Here is a 20,379-nt window from a genome sequence, read left to right as displayed (position 1 = left end):
TAGCGAGGAGGTGAGGGGGCGTCAGGACACGCTGCGCAGCGCGTCGGCGGGCCGCATCCGGGAGGCGCGCCAGCCGCCCATCGCCCCGGCGATCAGGCCACCGGTCACGGCGAGGCCCACGGCGAGCGCGATGGTGGTCATGGACACCGGCGCGGACAGCGCGATCTCCATGGTGTTCTGCGCGGACTGCTGACCCGGCCCGCCGCCACCGCCCGGTCCGCCGCCCATTCCGCCGCCACCGGTGTTCCCGAGCTGCGCGGTCAGCTTGGGGCTGATCATGGTCACGGCGTACGCGGCCGCGAGGCCCAGGCCGATCCCGAGGGCACCGCCGAGCAGACCGTTCACGATCGACTCGCCGACGACCTGCCGGGTCACCCGGCGGCTCGGCCAGCCGAGCGCCTTCAGGGTGCCGAACTCACGGACCCGGCGCGAGACCGCCGAGGAGGTCAGCAGCGCGGCCACCAGGAACGCGGCGACGAGCACGGCGATCGACAGCCACTTGCCCACGCTGGTCGCGAGGTTGGAGGCGGTCGACAGGGACCCGGACACGGTCTCCGCGAGATCCGCGGAGGTCGTGACGGTCGTACCGGAGATGTTCTTCTGGATCGCCGACTTCACGGAGTCGATCTGCTTCGAGTCGCTCGCCTTGACGTAGATCGTGGTGACCTGGTTCTTGGCGTCCGCGAGCGTCTGGGCCTGCTTCAGCGGCAGGTAGACGTCGGTGGTGGACTCGCTGCTGTCGGGCGTGGCGATGCCGATGATCGTGTACTTGGTGCCGGAGATGGTCAGGGACTTGCCGACCTTGAGGGAGTTCTCCTTGGCGTACGACTTGCTGACGACCGCGACCTTCGCGTCGGTCTGCGCGGCCGTGAAGGTCCTGCCGGTGGTGATCTTCGAACCGGCCAGCGGGCCGAGCGTCTGGTCGGTGACGTCGACGCCGGCGACGGAGTAGGAGTTCACGTCGAAGTTGGCGCCACCGCCCTGGACCTGGGGAGCCGCGGTGCTGTTGCCGCCGGAGCCGCCGCCCGGACCGCCCTGGCCGCTGTTCCCGGTGTTCCCGCCGGAACTCTGCGCCTTGCCCTGGGTGAAGGAGCCGTCGACCTTGGTGACGTTCAGGGTGAGCGCGCCCACCGCGCTCGCCACGCCGCTCTGCCGGGAGACCTTGGTGACCACACTGGACGCCAGGGCCTGACCGCCCTGGGTCATCACGCGGTCGGAACTCTGCGTGTCGTCGCTGTCGTTGGACCTGGCGTCGAACTGGAAGTTCGGTCTGCCCGAACTTCCGGACGTCGGGGCCGACCTGGCCTTGGTGACGGTCATGTCGGTGCCGAGGCCGTACAGCGACTTCAGGACCTTGTCCTGAGCCTGAGTCATACCGGCCGACACCGAGTTGACGGTGATGACCAGTGCGATACCGAGCGCCAGACCCAGAGCGATGACCAGGGCCGCCTTCTTGCGCCGGCCCAGCTCGCGCTTGAGATAGATGCCAAACATCCCGTTCCTCGAAGGTTCTTGGCGCCCGCTGTGGGCGCGGCATCAAGGTAGGGACGCAGGATTGCGGGGCCGTGAGGAAGGGATGTGCGCAGGCTGAGAAGGGCTGTGCGTGAGCTGAGAATGTGCGCGGCGGCCGTCCAAGGACCGGTGCGTACCTCGCGGTCCCACGCGAGATCCACCCCCACCCGGTCCATGGACGGCCGCCGCGCTCCCCCCTCGGGTGAGGTCGTGAGCTCGACGGAACGCCGCCCCCCAAGTGTGAAGCTCCTATGGAGAGCGTGTGATGAGCATAAGCCTCCGACCGGCCACAGGGGGGATGGAAGCGGATATTCCGCTTGTGGAAATCGACTGCTCAACCACGCCCGACATACGGCATCGTCGTCGCCAGTACGGTCGCGAACTGCACGTTCGCCGCCAGTGGCAGCTCCGCCATGTGCCGCACCGTGCGCGCCACGTCGGCCACGTCCATCACCGGTTCCGGCACCACCTGCCCGTTGGCCTGCAACGCCCCGGCCCCCATGCCCGCCGTCATGTCGGTCGCCGCGTTCCCGATGTCGATCTGCCCGACCGCGATGCCGTACGGCCGCCCGTCCAGCGACAGCGACTTGGTGAGCCCCGTCAGGGCGTGCTTGGTCGCGGTGTAGGCGACGGAGTGCGGCCGGGGCGTGTGCGCCGAGATCGAGCCGTTGTTGATGATCCGCCCACCCTGCGGATCCTGCTCCTTCATCTGCCGGTACGCCGCCTGCGCGCACAGGAACGCCCCGTTGAGATTGGTGTCCACGACGTGCCGCCAGGCGTCGTACGGCAACTCCTCCACCGGCACCCCGCCCGGCCCGAACGTCCCCGCGTTGTTGAACAGCAGATCCACCCGCCCGAACCGCTCCACGGCGGCGGCGAACAGCGCGGCCACGTCGTCGGGCCGCGAGACGTCCGTCCGCACGGCCAGGGCGGCGCCCTCGGGCACCAGGGCCGCCGTCTCCTCCAGCGTCCCGGTCCGCCGCCCGGCCAGCGCCACCGACCAGCCCGCCCGCAGCAGTTCCACGGCGACCGCACGGCCGATCCCCGAGCCCGCGCCCGTCACCACGGCGGTCTTCGCATTCTTGGTGTCCATGGGCCCGCAGCGTAGGCGAGCCCGGCCGGCCCGACGGGTCAGGCCGGCGCGACGACCTCCCCGGCCACCTCGCCCGGGTAGCGGACACCGATCCGGTCCCGTACCGCGTCGAGCGTCCGCATCACCGCGAGGGTGCCCTCCAGCGGCACCAGCGGGGACTCGGTCTCACCGGCCCGCAGCGCGCGCATCACCTCGCGGGCCTCGTGCTTGAGGCTGTTGCGGGGCCCGTCGGCGGGGTCGGCGACGAACTCCTCCGGGTCACGCCCGTCACGGTGCAGGACGAAACGGTCCGGGTGGAAGAAGCCGTTCGGGATGTCGATCCGGCCCAGCGACCCGGTGACCGAGGCGATCGTGGCGGTCCCGCCGGTCAGGGAGCAGTGCAGCGAGGCGAGCGCCCCGCTGTCCCAGGACAGCAGCGCGCCCGTCTGGAGGTCCACGCCCTCCTCGGACAGCACCGCCTTCGCCGTGACGTCCGAGGGCTCCCCGAGCAGCAGCTGTGCGAACGACACCGGGTAGACGCCCAGGTCGAGCAGCGCGCCACCGCCCTGCGCGGGGTCCCGCAGCCGGTGCGCGGGCGGGAAGGGGCCGGCCAGCCCGAAGTCCGCCTGCACGGTGCGGACCTCACCGATCGCCCCGTCGTCGACGAGCGCCTTGAGCCGCCGCACCAGCGGGTTGCAGTACATCCACATGGCCTCCATGAGGAAGCGCCCGTGGTCCTTCGCGAGCCCGACCAGCTCCTCGGCCTCCCGCACGTTGAGCGTGAAGGCCTTCTCGCACAGCACGTTCCGTCCGGCCTCCAGGCACAGCCCGGCGGCCGCGCGATGCGCCGCGTGCGGGGTCGCCACGTACACGACATCGATGTCCGCGTCCTCGGCCAGGGCGCCCCACTCGCCGTACGCCCGCTCGATCCCGAACCGCTCCGCGAACGCCTTCGCCGAGGCATCGGACCGCGAGGCCACCGCGACGACCTCGGCGTCCGGCAGATCCACCAGGTCCGCGGTGAACGCCGCCGCGATCCCGCCCGTCGCCAGAATCCCCCAGCGCACCTTCTGTTCCGTCATGCCCGGCTCCACCCTCGCTCACCTGACCCTCGCCACCCTGTACGAGCTGAGAGCATAGGTGCCGGATCACAGGGAGAGGGAGGGGCACATGCCCGAGCAGGGGGCACCGACGCAGCACCTGAAGCAGCAGGCGGCCGTACCGGACACGGAGCCGCCCGCGGCCGTGCGCCGCACCGGGCTGCTCGTCACCCTGCTCCTCGGCGGCCTCACCGCCACGCCGCCGCTGGCGATGGACATGTACCTGCCGTCGCTGCCCGAGGTCACCGGCTCCCTGCACGCGCCCGCGGCGACGGTCCAGCTCACCCTCACCGCCTGTCTGCTCGGCATGGCCCTCGGCCAGCTGGTGGTCGGCCCGATGAGCGACCGCTGGGGCCGCAGGCGCCCGCTGCTCGTGGGCCTCCTCGTGTACGTCGTCGCCACCGCACTGTGCGCCCTCGCGCCGACCGTGGAGTTCCTGGTCGGCTTCCGGCTGGCGCAGGGCCTCGCGGGCGCCGCGGGCATAGTGATCGCCCGGGCCGTGGTCCGGGACCTGTACGACGGCGTGGCCATGGCCCGGTTCTTCTCGACCCTCATGCTGATCGGCGGAGTCGCGCCGATCGTGGCGCCGCTCATCGGCGGACAGATCCTGCGGGTGACGGACTGGCGGGGCGTCTTCGTGGTCCTGACGGTCATCGGGGCGCTGCTCGCCGCCCTGGTGTGGGCGAGGCTGCCCGAGACCCTCCCGGCGGCCGAGCGGCACACCGGCGGCGTCGTCGACGCCCTGCACTCCATGCGCCGCCTCCTCGCCGACCTGCCCTTCACCGGCTACATGCTCACCGGCGGCTTCGCCTTCGCCGCGCTGTTCGCCTACATCTCGGCGTCCCCGTTCGTGGTCCAGGAGATCTACGGGGCCTCCCCGCAGACGTTCAGCCTGCTGTTCGGCGTGAACTCGGTCGGCCTGGTCGTGGTCGGCCAGATCAACGGCAAGGTGCTGGTGGGCCGGGTCGGCCTGGACCGGGTCCTGGGCGCGGGACTGCTGACCGTGACGGCGGCGGCCGCGGCCCTGCTGCTGATGACGACCGGGGTCCTCGGCGAGGTGGGCCTGTTCCCCGTGGCCGCCGGTCTCTTCGTCCTGATGTCCGCGATGGGTGTCGTCCTGCCCAACGCCCAGTCCCTCGCCCTCCTGCGCACCAGGCACTCCGCCGGTTCCGCGTCCGCCCTGCTCGGCGCGTCCTCCTTCCTCATCGGCGCGATCGCCTCGCCGCTGGTCGGGATGGCCGGGGAGGACACCGCCGTCCCGATGGCGGTCGTCCAACTGGCGGCAGCACTGGTAGCGCTCACCTGTTTCATGGCAATGTGCCGTCCTTGGAACAGGCGTGCGACTACGGAAGGGGCGGAGAGCTGAGCGCACCGAGACTGCGCACCGACACACCGGAACGGGCCGGGCTCGACCCCGGGGAACTCCGGCATCTCGTCCGGTACTTCCACACCCTCACCACCGGTGACCGCCCCTGGGCCCCCGGCGCCGTCCTGGTCGCCGGGCGCGGCCCGGTGATCGCCGTGCAGGAGGCGTCGGGCTGGGCCGTCCGCTACGCCTCCTACGACCCCGAGGCCGACGCGGGCGTGGAACTGCCCCCGCAGGCGCGCGTTCCCGTCCGGGTCGACACCCCCTTCGACCTGGCGTCCCTGACCAAGCTGTTCACGGCCGTGGCGGCGGTCCAGCAGATCGAGCGCGGCACGCTGGGCATCGACGCGCGGGTGGGCGCCTACCTGCCGGACTTCACGGCCGCCGCGACCTACGGGATCACCGTCCGCGAACTGCTCACCCACACCTCGGGACTGCGCCCCGAGCTCCCGCTCCACGACTGCGACGACGACGCGGCCCGCCTGAACCTGCTGCGGGCCGAGCCGCCCATCGGGGTTCCCGGCACCTACACCTACTCCGACCTCAACCCGCTCCTGCTCCAGCACGTCCTGGAACGCATCACAGGACGCCCCCTCGACGTCCTCGTGCACGAGGGCATCACCCGCCCGCTCGGCATGACGTCCACCCGCTTCGGCCCCTGCCCGGGGGCGGCGGCCACGGAGGACCAGCGCCGGCCGTGGGCCAAGGCGGACCGGGGGATGCTGCGGGGCGTGGTCCACGACGAGAACGCGTGGGCGCTGGGCGGGGTCGCGGGCCACGCGGGGCTCTTCTCGACCGCCCCCGACCTCGCGATCTTCTGCCGGGCCCTGCTGGCGGGCGGCGCGTACGGCCCCGCCCGCATCCTCGGCCCGGACTTCGTGGAACTGCTGCTGACCCCGCCGGGGCTGGGCTTCGCCCTCGACCAGAAGTGGTTCATGGGGGAACTGGCGGGGCGGGGAGCGGCGGGCCACACGGGCTTCACGGGCACGTCACTGGTCCTCGACCCGGCGACCGACACGTTCGTGGTCCTCCTGGCCAACACGGTCCACCCGAGAAGACGCCCCCCGGACAACCGCCCACGAGCGGAAGCGGCGACGAGGGTGGCGCGAGCAGTACGGGGGGCGTGACATGGGGGGCGAGCCTCCCGAAGCGGGCGAGAACGTGCGAGGACGGCCTTCGCACCGGCCGCCCATAGAATCTCCGGGTGACCGCCCCCGTATCCCCGGCCGAGACCCTCCGCACCACTCTCGCCGCGCTCCTCGACGGCCTCCCGCCGAAGCAGGCCGCGCAGGCGGTGGAGCGGCTGATCGCCAACTACCGCGGGGCCACCCCCACCGACGCCCCCATCCTCCGCGACCGCGCGGACGTGGCCGCCTACGCCGCCTACCGCATGCCCGCGACCTTCGAGGCGGTCCACGCGGCCCTGGAGGCCCTCGCCGGGGCCGTACCCGGCTGGACCCCCGCCGACCACACCGACATCGGCGGCGGCACCGGCGCCGCGACCTGGGCCGTCACCGCCACCTGGGCGGGCGAGCGGGCGGTCACCGTCCTCGACTGGTCCGACCCCGCGCTCGCCCTCGGCCGTGAGATCGCCGCCGCGAACCCGGCCCTGAAGGACGCCCGCTGGGAGCGCGCCAGGATCGGCAAGGACCTCGCCCTGCCCGCCACGGACCTGGTCACCGTCTCGTACGTCCTCAACGAGCTCACCCCCGCCGACCGCACCGCCCTCGTCGACACCGCGGCGGCGTCCGCGCGGACGGTCGTGATCGTCGAGGCCGGAACCCCCGCCGGGTACGCGCGCGTCATCGAGGCCCGCGACCGCTTCGTCGCCGCCGGCTTCCGGGTCGCCGCGCCCTGCCCGCACAGCGGGGCCTGCCCGATCGTGCCGGGCGAGGACTGGTGCCACTTCTCGGCGCGGGTCAGCCGATCCTCCCTCCACCGTCGGGTCAAGGGCGGCTCGCTGCCGTACGAGGACGAGAAGTTCAGCTACGTCGCCGCGACCCGCCTCCCGGCCGCCCCGGCCCCCGCCCGGGTGATCCGCCGCCCCCAGATCCGCAAGGGCCAGGTCCTCCTCGACCTCTGCGAGCCCGACGAACAGCTGACCCGTCGCACGGTCACCAAGCGCCACGGCGACCTGTACAAGGCGGCGAGGGACGCGGCCTGGGGCGACAGCTGGCCCCCCGCGGACCGCCAGGACCTGCCGGACGGGGACGGTCGTATGCGGCCGGCCGGCGCCTGAAGCCGGCGCGGCCGCCCCGTCACGACCGCTGCTCGTCGCCCTCCGCGGTGTCCGGCTCCCGCTTCTCCCGGAGTTTGCGCAGCAGCTCACGCTTCTCGGCCTGAGGGTCCCGCGCGCCGCCGACCCGGCCCTCGCGGTTGCCGCCGCGCAGCGCCTTGCGGCCGATGTTGCTGCGGGTCCCGCCGACTCCGAGCATGTTTCCCGGTCCACCTCGCGCCATGGCCTTCTCCTCTCACCCGGTCCGACCTGAACGAGACGTATCGTCTCGCAATACCTCACCCACTCTCGGCGAGACGCACCGTCTTGTCAACCTGATAAGTTCGCCCCATGGCCACCCAGAAGTCCAAGCAGCCCGCCCCCGACACCACCCGCCGCAGCGAGAAGTCGCGCCGCGCGATCTACGACGCCGCCCTCGAACTCGTCGCCGAGGTCGGCTACCCCAAGACCACGATCGAGGGCATCGCCGCCCGTGCGGGCGTCGGCAAGCAGACGATCTACCGCTGGTGGTCGTCGAAGGCGGACGTCCTGCTGGAGGCCTTCCTGGACCTGAGCGAACAGGCGGCGCGGGAGGCCGGCCCCGAGGAGACGTACGCCATCCCGGACACCGGTGACCTCGCCGCCGACCTCAAGACCGTCCTGCGCCTCACCGTGGACCAGCTCAAGGACCCCCGCTTCGAGGCCCCGTCCCGCGCCCTGGCCGCCGAGGGGGTCGTCAACGAGGAGCTCGGCCGGATCTTCATGGCCAAGCTCCTCGAACCCTCGCTCCAGCTGTACGTCGACCGGGTCCGCGCCGCCCAGGAGGCCGGCCAGGTGCGCCCCGAGATCGACCCGCGCATCGCCCTCGAACTCTGGGTCTCCCCGCTCGCCCAGCGCTGGCTCCAGTACACCGGCCCGATCTCGTACGACTACACCGACACCCTCGTCGACTACGCCCTGCACGGCCTCGCGCCCCGCTGAGCGGTCCGGGCATTGGTTCCCAACCCCTCATATCCGCTCAGGACGACCCCCGGAGCCGGCGGAGGTGGGACCATAGGGCATGCTGTTCCGCACGACAGCGAGGCGAGGGTGGTAGATGAGCGCGGAGTCGGGAGGCCGGACGGGCCTGCAGGGCAAACTCTCCCAGTGGCTGCGCGGACGCCGGCCGAAGGAGACCGCCGCCGGGGACCACGGCGGCCGTGAGGCCCTGCTGCTGGCCGCCGCCTCGGCGGGACTCCCGCTGGCCCCTGCCGCGCACCCCGCCCCCGGATACCGCTGCTCCTGCGACCGCGTCGGGTGTCCCACCCCGGCCCGCCATCCCGTGTCCTTCGCCTGGCAGACCCAGTCGACCACCGACCGCGGCCAGATCGAGCGCTGGGCCCGGCACCAGCCGCAGGCCAACTTCATCACCGCGACCGGCATGGTCCACGACGTCCTGGACGTCCCCCTGGAGGCCGGTCAGGAGGCCCTGGAGCGGCTGCTCGCCTCCGGCGTCGAGGTCGGCCCGGTCGCCGAGAGCGACGACGGCCGGCTGCTCTTCTTCACCCTCACCCGCGGCACCCCCGAGGACGAGGACGAGTGGTGGCCGTGCGAGCTGGACTGCCACCCCGAGACCGCGGACGAACACCCCGGCCTGCGCTGGCACTGCCGCGGCTCCTACGTCCTCGTGCCGCCCGCCCGGCTGCCCGGCGACCAGACCGTGCACTGGGTCCGCGGCCCCGAGCACCCGCTGCCGGACCCGCTGACCCTGCTGGAGTTCCTCACCGACGCCTGCGCCCGCCACGTGGGCGAGGAACCCGACCACACCCACGCGGCCTGGCCCCTGCGCCGGTAGCGGGCCGGACGCGGCCGGCTCCTACGAGCCCTTCGCCGACGTCAGCCCCTGGATCCGCCCGAGGACGTCGACCTTCTGGCCGCCCGTGCCCTCGGCCGGGTCGAGCGCCACCTCGTTGGAGACGAACTCCATCGTCAGCGACTGCTTGATCTCGCCGGTCGTCAGCGCGAGCACGGCGTCTCCCGGGGCGGGGACCGACGTACCGGAGTGGGCCGTCTGCTTCACGTAGTGGTGCGTGGCGAAGAACACCAGCGCCCCGCCGTCCTTGGTGCGCAACGCGAGCGGCGCGTAGGCGTCGTTCGCCAGCGGCTCGTCGATGTACTGCGTGGCCAGGCCCGGCCTGATGGCGTCCTTCGCCCGGTCCGCCCGCCACACGCTGGTGTGCGAGCCGTCCTTGAAGACGTCCCCGCCGCTCTTCAGATAGTTCGTGTAGTCCTTGCTCAGGTCCCCGGGCGCGGTGGCCAGACCGGTCGAGTCCGCCGGGACCGCCTCGGCCCAGCCGTCCGCGTCCTTCTTGAACTCCGGCACCTTGCCCTCGGCCACCAGCGTCAGATACGCCACCTGGAACGGCTCGTTCAGCCCGTCGCGGGTGAACACCAGCAACCAGCGTGCAGTGCCGCCCTTGTTGCCGGCCGCGTCGGCGACGAACCAGCGCGGCCAGCCCGCCTTCTTCGGGATGGTGTACGTCACGTCCGACAGCTTCAGCGGAGTGTGCGAGGCGTTGCCGCTCGGACTGTTGGCCTTGCCGGCCTTCAGCCGCGCCGCGTCGATGGCCCCGAGCGCGCCGGTGACATGAGCCGCGTCCAGCGAGCTGTCGTACGCCTTGTCCGCCGCGTTGTACGCGTTCGTGAACTGCTCGAGCGCCTTGGCGGCCTCCGCCTTGGTGGTCGCGGGAAGCACCTCCCGCTCGCCGTGCACCACCACGCAACCGCTCGCCGTGAACGACAAAGCGGTCACCGAGGCTGCTATCAGTGCGCTCCGGTCAAGCCTGCGGGGCCTTCGAGGGCCGCGATCCCTGCTCATCAGGTGCCTTCACCTTCCCCTTCCCGGAGGCGAACCCTACCGGGAGGAGGAACAGCACGAGCGTGGGGATCAAGTACAGCAGCCACACCGTGACCTGAAGCACCGTCGGGTCCGGCTGGAAGTTGAACACGCCCTTGAGGAGGGTGCCGTACCAGCTGTCCGGCGGGATGGTGTCGCTGATGTCGAAGAGCTTGTCGTACAGGCCCGGCAGCCAGTCCGCCTCCTGGAGGTCGTGGAAGCCGTACGCCAGCACGCCCGCGGCCACCACGACCAGCATGCCGCCGGTCCAGGTGAAGAACGTGGAGAGGTTGATGCGCAGGGCGCCGCGGTAGAACAGCCAGCCCAGGACGACCGCCGTGAGGATGCCCAGGGCCGCCCCGATCAGCGGTCGGGGGGTGCCGTCGCCGGCCGCGTGCACGGACGTCCACACGAACAAGGAGGTCTCCAGGCCCTCGCGGCCGACGGCGAGGAACGCGGTGGCGACCAGTGCGCCCGTGCCCATCTGGAGGGCCGCGTCCAGCTTGTCGTGCAGCTCGGACTTCAGGTACCGGGCGGTGCGCCGCATCCAGAAGACCATCCACGTCACCAGGGCGACCGCGAGGATCGACAGGGAGCCGCCGAGCGCCTCCTGCGCCTTGAACGTCAGCTCCTGGGAGCCGAACTCGAGCGCGCAGCCGAAGCCCAGGGCGAGCGCGACCGCGACGCCGATGCCGATCCAGATGGGCCTCAGGGCGTCCCGGCGGCCCGTCTTCACCAGGTAGGCGATGAGGATGCAGACGACCAGGCTGGCTTCCAGGCCCTCGCGCAGACCGATCAGGTAGTTGGAGAACACGGGTCAGGCCTCCTTGGAGAACAGCGTGCTGCCCCACCAGTCGTCCTGGTCGCGGACGCCGGGCGGGACGGCGAAGACCGCCGAACCCACGTGCTGGATGTACTCGTTGAGCGCGTCGGTGGCCAGATGCCGCTGGATGCGGATGAAGCCCTCCCGGACGTCCTTCATGTACGCCAGGAAGAACAGCCCGGCGTCCAGCCTGCCCAGACCGTCCGTGCCGTCGGTGAAGGAATAGCCGCGGCGCAGGATCGTCGCCCCGCCGTTGGAGTCGGGGTGCGCGAGCCGGACGTGCGCGTCGGGCTTCATCGCCGGCAGGAACGGCTTGTCGCGCTCCTTCGCCTTGCCGACCGGGGCGCCCTCGCCCTTGTCCCGGCCGAAGATGTCCTCCTGCTCCTGCAAGGAGGTGCGGTCCCAGGTCTCGATGTGCATGCGGATCCGGCGGGCGACGAGGTAGGAGCCGCCGTTCATCCAGCCAGGACCCTCGGCCCAGACGAACTTGTCGAGCCGGTCCGTCTCGGTGCCGGCGATGTTGCGGGTGCCGTCCTTGAAGCCCATCAGGTTGCGCGGGGTCTGCGCGTCGGGCGTCGTCGAGGACGTCTTGCCGAAGCCGAGCTGCGACCACTTGATGACGACCTTGCCGAAGCCGATCCGCGCGAGGTTGCGGATGGCGTGCACGGCGACCTGCGGGTCGTCCGCGCAGGCCTGGACGCACAGGTCGCCGCCGCTGCGGTTCTTGTCGAGGTTGTCCCCGGCGAACTGCGGGAGGTCGACGAGCGCCTCGGGCCGCCGGTCGGCCAGGTCGAACTTCTCGAACAGGGACGGCCCGAAGCCGATCGTCAGCGTCAGCCGCGACGGCTTCAGCCCGAGCGCCTCCCCGGTGTCGTCCGGCGGCGCCTCGGCGAGACCGCCGTACGCCCCCTCGCCGACCGCCTTGCCCGCGGACATCCGCCGGGCCGCGTCCGTCCAGTCCTTGAGCATCTGCACGAACTCGGCGCGGTCCTCGGTCGTGACGTCGAACGCGGCGAAGTGCAGCCGGTCCTGCACGGGTGTGGCGATGCCCGCCTGGTGGGCGCCGTGGAACTCCACGGCCGCTCCGGCCTCGGCGGCGGTCGGGGCGAGGTCGTCCCCGGTGCGGGTCATCGCGACCGCGCCACCGGCCGCGGCCGCGCCGAGCGCGAGCCCGGCCCCGCCCCAGCCGATGAGCGCGCGGCGCGAGGGAGCCGTGGTCTTCTCCGTGTCCGTCATGGCGCCCGCCTCAGGAGGACTTGGTGACGACGGCGGCGGCGAGCTTGGACAGCGGCTCCGCGAGCGCGTTCACACCGTCCGACAGCTGCTTGCGGTCGGCGTCGCCGACCTTGTCGTACGAGGTGAAGTCGTACGACGTCGCGTCGGCCCGGTACTTGTCCAGCAGCGTGTTCAGCGCCGCGAACTGCTTGTCGAGCTCGGTGACCAGGGCCGCGTCGTTCTCCTTGGCGACCGGCTTCAGCAGCTCGTACGACTTCTCGGCGCCCTCGACGTTGGCCTTGAAGTCGACGAGGTCGGTGTGCGAGTAGCGCTCCTCCTCGCCGGTGACCTTGCCGGTGGCGACCTCGTCGAGGAGCTCCTTGGCGCCGTTGGCCATGGATGTCGGGGTGATGTCCGCCTTGCCGACCCGCTTCTGCCAGTCGGTGAGGTCGGTGATCAGCTGGTCGGCGAGGGTCTTGTCCTCGGCGGTGATCTTCTTGTCCTGCCAGAGGGACTTCTCCAGCCGGTGCCAGCCGGTCCACTTCTGGCCGTCCTCCAGGCCGTCCTCGCGGACGTCGACCTTGGGGTCGATGTCGCCGAAGGACTCCGCGACCGGCTCGGTGCGCTCCCAGCCGATGCGGGAGGGGGCGTAGGCCTTCTTGGCGGCCTCGAGGTCACCGGCCTTGACCGCGGCGGCGAAGGTCTTCGCCAGCGGCAGGGTCGCGTCGGCCTGCTCCTGCGCGTACTTGCGGTACGAGGCGACGGCCGCGTCCAGGCGCGGGTCGCGCTGGGCGGCGGTCCCGCCGGTGGCCTTGACCTCCTGGCGGATGCCGTCGCCCTTCATCCCGGGCTTGCAGGCGATCGTGTAGGTGCCGGCCTTCACCTCGGCGGTGACCCTCTGCTTGGTGCCCGGGCCGATGTTCTCCCGCTCGGTGACGATCCGGTCGTCCGGGAAGAGGACGTAGACCTCGGTCACCTTGGAACCCTTGTTCTCGATCGCCAGCTCCAGGTGGCCGGCCGGGAACTCCTTCTTGGAGACCTCGCACTTGCTGTCCGTGGCGGTCACGTCGATCACGCGGTCGCTGTCGCCGGAGCTTGCCTTCTCCGTGCAGCCCGTGACGGCTGTCAGGGCCGCCACGGCGGTGGCGGTGAGGACGGACAGTCTGGCGGCGCGCATACGAGCTCCTGAGGGTTGGATAGGCTCGCCTAACTTATCTGAGGCTTATCTATGTATGGCTAAAAATAAACGTCAAGTGAAGGTCAAGGGAGAGTCAAAAGCCTGGCTCCGGGGGTGCCGGAGGCAAGCGCCCCTCCGCGGGCGGCCGCCCGTCGAACACCTCCGTGCTCCGGATGCTTCAATTCCCCCGTGACTGACTACGACGTGCTGCGCGTCTTCTGCGCGCCGAACGGCGGCTACGGCAATGAGCTGGGCGTCGTCCGCGAGGGATCCGTCCTGCCGGACCGGGACGAGCGACAGGCGTTCGCCGCGAAGCTCGGGTTCAGCGAGACCGTGTTCGTCGACGACCCCGAGCGGGGGGTCATCGACATCTACACCCCCTCCGTGCGGCTGCCGTTCGCCGGGTATCCGTGCGTCGGGGCCGCCTGGCTGCTCGACGTGCCCGAGCTCGTCACGCCCGCGGGCGTCGTCGGCACCCGGCTCGACGGGGAGTTCAGCTGGATCGAGGCGCGGGCCGAGTGGGCGGCGCCGCGGACCTTCCGGCAGTACGGCACCGCGGCCGAGGTGGACGATCTGACCGTTCCGCCGCCGGGGGAGTGGGTCTACGCCTGGGCCTGGGAGGACGAGGCCGCCGGACGCGTCCGGGCCCGTGGCTTTCCCGGCCGGGGCGACGGCGTCGAGGAGGACGAGGCCACCGGAGCCGCGGCCCTCCAGCTCACCGCCGCACTGGGGCGCGCCCTGAACATCGTCCAGGGCGCCGGTTCCCAGATCCTCACCGCGCCGCAGCCGGGGGACTGGGTGGAGATCGGGGGACGGGTCTTCCTGGAGCGCTGAGACGCTCACGCCGACAGCGGGAACTCCTCGCTCAGCGCCCGGAAGACGTCCGTGTTCAGCGCGAACGCCCGCTTGCACTCCGCCACGATCCGCTGCCTCTCCAGATCGTCCGCACGCACCGCGTCCAGCAGCTCCCGGTAACCCCGCTTGAAGGCGGCGGGGTTGGGGATCTCCTCGAAGACGTAGAAGCGCACGCCGTCGCCCTTCTTCGCGAAGCCCCAGGTCTTCTCCGCCCGGTCACGGATGATCTGGCCGCCGGAGAGGTCGCCCAGATAGCGCGTGTAGTGGTGCGCGACGTACCCGGCGGGCCAGGACCGCGCGCAGGTGCGCACCCGGTCCGCGTACGCCTGTGTGGCGGGCAGGGCCGACACGTCCGACCGCCAGCGCGGGCCCCGCAGGTGTGCCAGGTCCCGCTCCAGTGCCCGCAGCCGGAACAGCTCGGGCCGGACGAACGCACCCGCCACCGGGTCCGCCGCCAGCTTCTCGGCACCGGTCTCCAGTGCCTCGTAGACGAACCACAGCTGCTCGGTGTAGCGGGCGTACGCCTCGACGCCGAGCCGGCCGCCGAGCAGGTCGCTCATGAACGTGGAGGTCTCCGCCTCCTGGTGCTGCTCGTGGGACGCGGTGCGGATGAGTGTCGAGAACGAGTCCATGGGGGGAGTTTCTATGGTTAGGCTTACCTAAGTCAATGCCTTGCCGACTGCCTGTCGGTAACCTTTCCGACAGTCTGTCGGCAAAACCTCGTCCGGGCAACAAAAGGCCCGCCCTCCGAAGAGGGCGGGCGATTCAGCAGGGCGGGGAGGCTACGGCAGCGTCAGGATCTCCGCCCCCGTCTCCGTCACCACCAGCGTGTGCTCGAACTGGGCCGTGCGCTTCCGGTCCTTGGTGACGACCGTCCAGCCGTCGTCCCACATGTCGTACTCGTGCGTACCGAGCGTCAGCATCGGCTCGATCGTGAAGGTCATCCCGGGCTGGATGACCGTCGTCGCGTGCGGGCTGTCGTAGTGCGGGATGATCAGACCGCTGTGGAAGGACGAGTTGATGCCGTGGCCCGTGAAGTCCCGGACCACCCCGTACCCGAAGCGCTTGGCGTACGACTCGATGACCCGGCCGATGATGTTGATCTGGCGGCCCGGCTTGACCGCCTTGATCGCACGGGCCAGCGACTCCCGGGTGCGCTCGACCAGCAGGCGGCTCTCCTCGTCGACGTCGCCGACCAGGTACGTGGCGTTGTTGTCGCCGTGCACCCCGCCGATGTACGCCGTCACGTCGAGGTTGATGATGTCGCCGTCCCGCAGCACGGTGGAGTCCGGAATGCCGTGGCAGATCACCTCGTTGAGGCTGGTGCACAGGGACTTCGGGAAGCCGCGGTAGCCCAGCGTCGACGGATAGGCGCCGTGGTCGCACATGTACTCGTGCGCCACCTTGTCCAGTTCGTCGGTGGTCACCCCGGGAGCGATCAGCTTCGCCGCCTCCGCCATCGCCCGGGCCGCGATACGGCCGGCGACCCGCATCGCCTCGACGGTCTCCGGGGTCTGCACCTCCGGACCCTTGTACGGGGTCGGCGCGGGCTTGCCGACGTACTCGGGGCGACGGATGTTTCCGGGCACGGAACGGGTGGGGGACAGCTCCCCGGGCACGAGCAGCGACTGGCCAGACATGCCGACGAGTCTATCCAGCGGCGATGGGGGAACATGTCGGTGGCGAGAGGAGCGGGTCATGCCCTTGTTCAAGAAGCGTACGGTCGGCAAACCGGGCGAGTGGTACTACTGCCTGGAACACAAGAAGGTCGAGGAAGGGCCCGATTGCCCGGGCAAGGACCGCTTCGGCCCCTACGCGAGCCGCGCGGAGGCCGAGCACGCGATGGAGACGGCTCGCGAGCGCAACCTCGAGTGGGAGAACGACCCCAAGTGGCACGACGCCCCGACGGGCGGCCGGGACGAGGACTGATCACACCTGGGCCGCGGCTCTCTGGTCCCGCACCTGTGCCGCGTGCCGGTCCGTGCGTGCGTCGTAGGTCATCAGTTTCGGCAGGCACAGCGCCAGCAGGCCCACGGCGCCCGCGCACAGCACCCCGCCCGACCAGACGGACGTCCGCACGCCCCACCACGCGGCGAAACCACCGGCCCTGACCTGGCCGAGGGTCGGTCCCACCGAGTACGACAGCAGTTCGATCCCGGCGAGCCGCCCGCGCAGCTCGTCCGGGATCGTCTGGTTCCACATGATCCCCCGGAAGATCCCGCTGACCATGTCGCACCCTCCGGCCACGGTGAGGAACAACAGCACCAGCCAGACGTTGCTCATGGTCCCGGCCGCCGCGACGGCCAGACCCCACAGGGCCGCCGCGAGAACCACCATCCGTCCGTGCCGGTGGATCCGTGCGGTCCAGCCACTGACCAGGCTCACCAGCAGCGCGCCGAGCGGGACGCTCGCGTACATCAGGCCCAGCGACCACTGCGCGTCCAGTTCGTCCGCGAGGAACGGCAGCAGGGCCAGCGGCATCGCCAGGAACATCGCGGCGAGGTCGACGGCGTAGGTGCCGAGGAGTTCCTTGCGGCTCCAGGCGTACCGCGCGCCCTCCGCGATGGCCTTCAGCGACGGCCTGGCCGCCTCGTGGGAGGCGGGGGAGGCCGCGATACGGATGACCAGGGCCACCGAGACCACGAAGGTCAGCAGGTCCGCGCCGTACGCCCAGCCGAGCCCCGCGTAGGCCACCACCACGCCCGCCAGCGCCGGGCCCGCGACCCCGCCGACCGTCCAGCGGAAGGAGTTCAGCGAGGCCGCCGCCGGGAGGTGGTCGTGGGCCACGATCCGGGGCCAGAGCGAGTCGAGCGCCGGGCGCTGCACCGAGACCAGGGCGGAGGACAGCGCGGCGACGACGTACAGCGGCCAGACGGCCGGACGCGGGAGCAGGGCGTTGACCAGCAGGGCCGCACTCAGCAGGCCCTGACCCGCCTCGGTCCACAGGATCAGCTTGCGCTTGTCCCACGCGTCCGCGAGCGCGCCGCCGTACAGCCCGAACACCAGCAGGGGGACCAGCTCCACGGCGCCGATCGCTCCCACCGCCGCCGCCGAGTCCGTCAGGTCCTTGAGCTGGACCGGCAGCGCCACGAAGGTCAGGAAGCTGCCGAAGTTCGAGATCAGCCCCGAGTACCACAGCCGCCGGAAGTCCCGGGAGGCCCGCCACGGGGCGAGGTCGGGAAGCATCGCGCGCAGGCCGGAAGGGGGTGCGGGGGCGTCATCGGTCACGACCGGTCATGGTCGGGGGACGCCTCCCTGCCGGGCAACTGCTTTTCCCGCCGCTACCAGCGGGCGGGAGGCGGCGCCGTCAGCTGATCCGCCAGCCTCGACAGCCGGTCCCGCAGCCGCCGCCGGCCCCTGGGCGCGGGGACGGAGTTCTCCCCGGCCGCCGCGCTCACCAGGTGCTGCACGGTGTCCAGATCCAGGTCGGTGCCCTCCGGTACGGCCAGCGACTCGTGGGCCATCGCGGCGAGCTCACCCTCGCCGGGCCCCAGGGAGAGAACCGTCGCACCGGCCCGCCGGGCGTCGTGGACCTGCTCCAGAAGCGGGGCGCCCGGCCGGTCCGGGGACACCACCAGCAGCGTCTCGCCGCGCCGGGCCGCCGCGAGCCGGCCCGGCCCGACCGACAGATGCGCGGGGTCGGAGGCGCGCGCGTCATGGCGTACGAGGGTGGGGGCCAGCTCCGGTGTGCCCGACCAGGCGGCCTCGTCGACCAGATGCGCGGCCAGATGCCACGGTTCGTACTCCGGCGTGCCGACCAGGAGCAGTCCGCCGCCGTGCGAGACCACCGACCCGCGCAGCACACCCGCGAAGCGCCGGGTGGCCCCCAACCACTCGGTCCCGGCAAGCACTTCGCGCAGCAGCGCGACCCGTACGGCGTCCATGGCCCCGCATCCTGCCGCACGCGGCCGCGGGCGGCCCGGGGTTCCCCGTGGATTCCCCCGAACCGGGCAGCCGGACCCTCCCCTCGGTGACTCGACGGCCGGGGCGCGGACGTAGGGTCGGCCCCATGACCTCTACCGACAGTGCTGCACAGAAGGCTCCCGCCAAGGATCCCTGGGACCTTCCCGACGTCTCCGGACTCGTCGTCGGCGTGCTCGGCGGGACCGGGCCGCAGGGCAAGGGCCTCGCCTACCGCCTGGCCCGCGCCGGGCAGAAGGTGATCATCGGTTCCCGGGCCGCCGACCGCGCACAGGCCGCCGCCGACGAACTCGGGCACGGTGTCGAGGGCGCCGACAACGCCGAGACCGCCCGCCGCAGCGACATCGTGATCGTCGCCGTGCCGTGGGACGGCCACGGCAAGACCCTGGAGTCGCTGCGCGAGGAACTCGCCGGCAAGCTCGTCGTCGACTGCGTCAACCCGCTCGGCTTCGACAAGAAGGGCGCCTACGCGCTGAAGCCGGAGGAGGGCAGCGCCGCCGAGCAGGCCGCTTCCCTGCTGCCGGAGTCGCGGGTCACCGCAGCCTTCCACCATCTGTCGGCCGTGCTGCTCCAGGACCCGGAGGTCGAGGAGATCGACACCGACGTCATGGTGCTCGGCGAGGAGCGGGCCGACGTGGAGATCGTGCAGGCGCTGGCCGGGCGCATCCCCGGGATGCGCGGGATCTTCTCGGGGCGGCTGCGCAACGCCCACCAGGTGGAGGCGCTGGTCGCCAACCTGATCTCGGTCAACCGGCGGTACAAGGCGCACGCGGGGCTGCGGGTCACGGACGTGTGAGGCGATGGGGGACACTGGTCGTCGTAGTGCAGCAGTGTCCCCCTGACAGGAGCCCGTGGAAATGCCCCGCCTCGCCCTCTACGCCCTCGCCGTCTGTCTCCTCGCGGTCGCCGCGGCGGTCGTGTCCTTCGTGCAGGGCAGCTGGCTGGGGGTCGTGTGGGTGCTGCTGGCGGGGCTGTCGTCCAACATGTGCTGGTACTACCTCAAGCGGGGCCGTGTCGCTCAGGTCCAGAAGCGGTAGAGGCTCCAGCCGTACGACGCCTCGAAGTCGCTGACCCCGAGTCCGCGCAGGACCGCGTCGACCAGGTCGAAGAACACGCTGTTGACCTGCGGCACCCACAGCAGCGCGAACACGAACAGCAGGCCGAAGGGCGCGAACGGCTCGATCTGCCGCTTGACGCCGTGGGAGAGCCAGGGCTCGATCACGCCGTAGCCGTCCAGGCCCGGGACCGGCAGGAAGTTCAGGATCGCGGCGGACACCTGGAGCAGGGCGAGGAAGGCCAGCGCGCAGCGGAACTCCAGGGGGACGCCGTCGAGGGCGTCCAGCCAGAACGGGGCCGTGCAGGCGATCGCGAACAGGACGTTCGTCAGGGGGCCCGCCGCGGAGATCAGGCTGTGCCGCCAGCGGCCGCGGATCCTGTCGCGTTCGATGAACACCGCGCCGCCGGGGAGGCCGATGCCGCCCATGATCACGAAGAGGACGGGGAGGACGATGCTGAGCAGGGCGTGCGTGTACTTCAGCGGGTTCAGCGTGAGGTAGCCCTTCGCGCCGATCGTGATGTCGCCGCTGTGCAGGGCGGTGCGGGCGTGGGCGTACTCGTGCAGACACAGGGAGACGATCCAGGCGCCCGTCACGAACAGGAACACGGCGATGCCGGGCTTCTCGGCGAATCCGGTCCAGGTGGCCCAGCCCGTCACCGCCGTCACGGCGACGATCCCGACGAAGACGGGGCTGATCCGCCGGTCGCTGTGGCGGGTGGTGGCGGTGGTCATGGGGCTCCCTGGACTGGACGAGCAGGCGATGCGACTGCCCGACGGTACCGGGCACAGGTGAAAACGTCTCGCGGTGGGGCGGGGGTTCCGTGTAGACCGGGTTCGTGCGGGTGCCTGCGGCGCAGCTGCGGGTTCGGTGGGGGCTTGTGCAGCGCGTGCGGTTCGGTGGGTGGGTCGGGGCCGGGGTGGGGGGTGTCCGTCCTCGGTCCGGCGGCTCGGCCGATTCAGAAGGGCTCGGTAACGGACGCCGGCCGCTGCGGGCGGACACCCCCCACCCCGTCCCCTGCGCGCCGTACGCGGCTTGCGCCCCGTCGTGCCGCGCGGTCCGGCGAACGGCCCGTGGTGGCGCCGGGTCACTGCAACCCCCTAGGGGCGCGGGGAACTGCGCGACCGGCCACGACGGACCCGCAGCCGCCCGACCACCTGATCCGGCACCCCACTAGGCGACCGACACCCCTC

Annotated in this window: 22 protein-coding genes; 9 read left to right on the top strand and 13 right to left on the bottom strand. The window is 71.6% G+C overall.

Translation table 11 applies throughout. The features are described 5' to 3' along the window. Nucleotides 1-21 precede the first annotated feature (21 nt). The 3 genes from IOD14_RS34760 to IOD14_RS34750 all read right to left on the bottom strand — a co-directional run bounded on the left by IOD14_RS34760 (nt 22) and on the right by IOD14_RS34750 (nt 3,666). Nucleotides 22-1,494, bottom strand: coding sequence for an ABC transporter permease (locus tag IOD14_RS34760; protein ID WP_212672388.1), 1,473 nt, complete (start codon nt 1,492-1,494; stop codon nt 22-24). A gap of 352 nt (nt 1,495-1,846) precedes the next feature. Further along, nucleotides 1,847-2,605: an SDR family oxidoreductase gene (locus tag IOD14_RS34755; RefSeq protein WP_212672387.1), complete on the bottom strand. Its 759-nt coding sequence runs from the start codon at nt 2,603-2,605 to the stop codon at nt 1,847-1,849. A gap of 38 nt (nt 2,606-2,643) precedes the next feature. Beyond that, nucleotides 2,644-3,666 (bottom strand): Gfo/Idh/MocA family oxidoreductase, encoded by a 1,023-nt coding sequence (locus IOD14_RS34750; RefSeq protein WP_123988765.1) that lies wholly within the window; start codon nt 3,664-3,666, stop codon nt 2,644-2,646. An 88-nt stretch (nt 3,667-3,754) separates the two neighbouring features. Here IOD14_RS34750 and IOD14_RS34745 point away from each other — a divergent pair, with 88 nt between their 5' ends. The 3 genes from IOD14_RS34745 (at nt 3,755) to IOD14_RS34735 (ending at nt 7,289) form a co-directional block, all read left to right on the top strand. Further along, a complete protein-coding gene (locus tag IOD14_RS34745; RefSeq protein ID WP_123988764.1) occupies nt 3,755-5,050 on the top strand; it encodes a multidrug effflux MFS transporter in 1,296 nt (431 codons plus the stop codon). After that, nucleotides 5,002-6,177 carry a serine hydrolase domain-containing protein gene (locus tag IOD14_RS34740; protein ID WP_212672386.1) on the top strand — a complete coding sequence of 392 codons (1,176 nt, stop codon included), beginning with the start codon at nt 5,002-5,004 and terminating at the stop codon, nt 6,175-6,177. Before IOD14_RS34745 ends, IOD14_RS34740 begins: the two co-directional genes overlap by 49 nt. Before the next feature lie 77 nt (nt 6,178-6,254). Then, on the top strand, nt 6,255-7,289 hold the full coding sequence (locus tag IOD14_RS34735; protein ID WP_123988763.1) for a small ribosomal subunit Rsm22 family protein: 1,035 nt from the start codon (nt 6,255-6,257) through the stop codon (nt 7,287-7,289). A 19-nt stretch (nt 7,290-7,308) separates the two neighbouring features. On the opposite strand, the gene IOD14_RS34730 is transcribed toward IOD14_RS34735, so the two are convergent. Continuing rightward, nucleotides 7,309-7,509, bottom strand: coding sequence for a DUF6243 family protein (locus tag IOD14_RS34730; RefSeq protein WP_123988762.1), 201 nt, complete (start codon nt 7,507-7,509; stop codon nt 7,309-7,311). A 107-nt stretch (nt 7,510-7,616) separates the two neighbouring features. Here IOD14_RS34730 and IOD14_RS34725 point away from each other — a divergent pair, with 107 nt between their 5' ends. Both IOD14_RS34725 and IOD14_RS34720 read left to right on the top strand, forming a co-directional pair. Continuing rightward, nucleotides 7,617-8,246 (top strand): TetR/AcrR family transcriptional regulator, encoded by a 630-nt coding sequence (locus IOD14_RS34725; RefSeq protein WP_123988761.1) that lies wholly within the window; start codon nt 7,617-7,619, stop codon nt 8,244-8,246. Nucleotides 8,247-8,361: 115 nt separating this feature from the next. Further along, nucleotides 8,362-9,099, top strand: a complete 738-nt coding sequence (locus IOD14_RS34720; protein ID WP_123988760.1) for a bifunctional DNA primase/polymerase — start codon at nt 8,362-8,364, stop codon at nt 9,097-9,099. 21 nt (nt 9,100-9,120) lie between these two features. Here the strand turns inward: IOD14_RS34720 and IOD14_RS34715 are convergent, their stop codons facing one another. Genes IOD14_RS34715 through efeO form a run of 4 tightly spaced genes read right to left on the bottom strand, consistent with a single transcriptional unit; the run spans nt 9,121 to nt 13,355 of the window. After that, a complete protein-coding gene (locus tag IOD14_RS34715) occupies nt 9,121-10,122 on the bottom strand; it encodes a hypothetical protein (protein ID WP_174269106.1) in 1,002 nt (333 codons plus the stop codon). Further along, nucleotides 10,082-10,954 carry an iron uptake transporter permease EfeU gene (gene efeU, locus IOD14_RS34710; protein ID WP_212672385.1) on the bottom strand — a complete coding sequence of 291 codons (873 nt, stop codon included), beginning with the start codon at nt 10,952-10,954 and terminating at the stop codon, nt 10,082-10,084. The genes IOD14_RS34715 and efeU overlap by 41 nt, the downstream gene beginning before the upstream one ends. 3 nt (nt 10,955-10,957) lie before the next feature. After that, entirely contained in the window at nt 10,958-12,199 is a 1,242-nt protein-coding gene (gene efeB, locus IOD14_RS34705) for an iron uptake transporter deferrochelatase/peroxidase subunit (protein ID WP_123988758.1), read from the bottom strand. A gap of 10 nt (nt 12,200-12,209) precedes the next feature. Further along, the gene (gene efeO / locus IOD14_RS34700) at nt 12,210-13,355 is read right to left on the bottom strand and encodes an iron uptake system protein EfeO (protein ID WP_212672384.1); all 1,146 of its coding nucleotides are present in this window, start codon (nt 13,353-13,355) and stop codon (nt 12,210-12,212) included. A gap of 189 nt (nt 13,356-13,544) precedes the next feature. Here efeO and IOD14_RS34695 point away from each other — a divergent pair, with 189 nt between their 5' ends. Further along, entirely contained in the window at nt 13,545-14,189 is a 645-nt protein-coding gene (locus tag IOD14_RS34695; protein WP_123988756.1) for a PhzF family phenazine biosynthesis protein, read from the top strand. A 5-nt stretch (nt 14,190-14,194) separates the two neighbouring features. On the opposite strand, the gene IOD14_RS34690 is transcribed toward IOD14_RS34695, so the two are convergent. Further along, nucleotides 14,195-14,842 (bottom strand): biliverdin-producing heme oxygenase, encoded by a 648-nt coding sequence (locus tag IOD14_RS34690; RefSeq protein WP_212672383.1) that lies wholly within the window; start codon nt 14,840-14,842, stop codon nt 14,195-14,197. A 150-nt stretch (nt 14,843-14,992) separates the two neighbouring features. Next, on the bottom strand, nt 14,993-15,850 hold the full coding sequence (gene map / locus IOD14_RS34685) for a type I methionyl aminopeptidase (RefSeq protein ID WP_123988754.1): 858 nt from the start codon (nt 15,848-15,850) through the stop codon (nt 14,993-14,995). A gap of 58 nt (nt 15,851-15,908) precedes the next feature. Between map and IOD14_RS34680 the strand changes: the two genes are divergently transcribed. Further along, entirely contained in the window at nt 15,909-16,139 is a 231-nt protein-coding gene (locus IOD14_RS34680; RefSeq protein WP_123988753.1) for a hypothetical protein, read from the top strand. Here the strand turns inward: IOD14_RS34680 and IOD14_RS34675 are convergent, their stop codons facing one another. Next, nucleotides 16,140-17,438, bottom strand: coding sequence for an MFS transporter (locus IOD14_RS34675; protein ID WP_212672382.1), 1,299 nt, complete (start codon nt 17,436-17,438; stop codon nt 16,140-16,142). It abuts the gene before it with no gap. 53 nt (nt 17,439-17,491) lie between these two features. Next, the gene (locus tag IOD14_RS34670) at nt 17,492-18,094 is read right to left on the bottom strand and encodes a hypothetical protein (RefSeq protein ID WP_123988752.1); all 603 of its coding nucleotides are present in this window, start codon (nt 18,092-18,094) and stop codon (nt 17,492-17,494) included. 125 nt (nt 18,095-18,219) lie between these two features. Here IOD14_RS34670 and npdG point away from each other — a divergent pair, with 125 nt between their 5' ends. Further along, complete coding sequence (npdG, locus tag IOD14_RS34665) at nt 18,220-18,927, top strand: NADPH-dependent F420 reductase (RefSeq protein ID WP_123988751.1); 708 nt, start codon at nt 18,220-18,222, stop codon at nt 18,925-18,927. 61 nt (nt 18,928-18,988) lie between these two features. After that, nucleotides 18,989-19,168, top strand: a complete 180-nt coding sequence (locus IOD14_RS34660) for a hypothetical protein (protein WP_123988750.1) — start codon at nt 18,989-18,991, stop codon at nt 19,166-19,168. Here IOD14_RS34660 and IOD14_RS34655 read toward each other — a convergent pair. Continuing rightward, nucleotides 19,150-19,920: a site-2 protease family protein gene (locus tag IOD14_RS34655; RefSeq protein ID WP_123988749.1), complete on the bottom strand. Its 771-nt coding sequence runs from the start codon at nt 19,918-19,920 to the stop codon at nt 19,150-19,152. The two genes, IOD14_RS34660 and IOD14_RS34655, sit on opposite strands and share 19 nt — an antisense overlap. Nucleotides 19,921-20,379 lie beyond the last annotated feature (459 nt).

Origin of the sequence: Streptomyces sp. A2-16 (genome assembly GCF_018128905.1) — a bacterium.
Lineage (GTDB): Bacteria > Actinomycetota > Actinomycetes > Streptomycetales > Streptomycetaceae > Streptomyces.
This window is presented reverse-complemented; position numbering and strand designations above follow the sequence as displayed.

Excerpts from the sequence above, each read along its gene's own strand:
- IOD14_RS34760 (WP_212672388.1), bottom strand. The coding sequence starts at position 1,494 with ATGTTTGGCATCTATCTCAAGCGCGAGCTGGGCCGGCGCAAGAAGGCG.
- IOD14_RS34755 (WP_212672387.1), bottom strand. The coding sequence starts at position 2,605 with ATGGACACCAAGAATGCGAAGACCGCCGTGGTGACGGGCGCGGGCTCG.
- IOD14_RS34750 (WP_123988765.1), bottom strand. The coding sequence starts at position 3,666 with ATGACGGAACAGAAGGTGCGCTGGGGGATTCTGGCGACGGGCGGGATC.
- IOD14_RS34745 (WP_123988764.1), top strand. The coding sequence starts at position 3,755 with ATGCCCGAGCAGGGGGCACCGACGCAGCACCTGAAGCAGCAGGCGGCC.
- IOD14_RS34730 (WP_123988762.1), bottom strand. The coding sequence starts at position 7,509 with ATGGCGCGAGGTGGACCGGGAAACATGCTCGGAGTCGGCGGGACCCGC.
- IOD14_RS34725 (WP_123988761.1), top strand. The coding sequence starts at position 7,617 with ATGGCCACCCAGAAGTCCAAGCAGCCCGCCCCCGACACCACCCGCCGC.
- IOD14_RS34720 (WP_123988760.1), top strand. The coding sequence starts at position 8,362 with ATGAGCGCGGAGTCGGGAGGCCGGACGGGCCTGCAGGGCAAACTCTCC.
- IOD14_RS34715 (WP_174269106.1), bottom strand. The coding sequence starts at position 10,122 with ATGAGCAGGGATCGCGGCCCTCGAAGGCCCCGCAGGCTTGACCGGAGC.
- efeB (WP_123988758.1), bottom strand. The coding sequence starts at position 12,199 with ATGACGGACACGGAGAAGACCACGGCTCCCTCGCGCCGCGCGCTCATC.
- efeO (WP_212672384.1), bottom strand. The coding sequence starts at position 13,355 with ATGCGCGCCGCCAGACTGTCCGTCCTCACCGCCACCGCCGTGGCGGCC.
- IOD14_RS34690 (WP_212672383.1), bottom strand. The coding sequence starts at position 14,842 with ATGGACTCGTTCTCGACACTCATCCGCACCGCGTCCCACGAGCAGCAC.
- map (WP_123988754.1), bottom strand. The coding sequence starts at position 15,850 with ATGTCTGGCCAGTCGCTGCTCGTGCCCGGGGAGCTGTCCCCCACCCGT.
- IOD14_RS34680 (WP_123988753.1), top strand. The coding sequence starts at position 15,909 with ATGCCCTTGTTCAAGAAGCGTACGGTCGGCAAACCGGGCGAGTGGTAC.
- IOD14_RS34670 (WP_123988752.1), bottom strand. The coding sequence starts at position 18,094 with ATGGACGCCGTACGGGTCGCGCTGCTGCGCGAAGTGCTTGCCGGGACC.
- npdG (WP_123988751.1), top strand. The coding sequence starts at position 18,220 with ATGACCTCTACCGACAGTGCTGCACAGAAGGCTCCCGCCAAGGATCCC.
- IOD14_RS34660 (WP_123988750.1), top strand. The coding sequence starts at position 18,989 with ATGCCCCGCCTCGCCCTCTACGCCCTCGCCGTCTGTCTCCTCGCGGTC.
- IOD14_RS34655 (WP_123988749.1), bottom strand. The coding sequence starts at position 19,920 with ATGACCACCGCCACCACCCGCCACAGCGACCGGCGGATCAGCCCCGTC.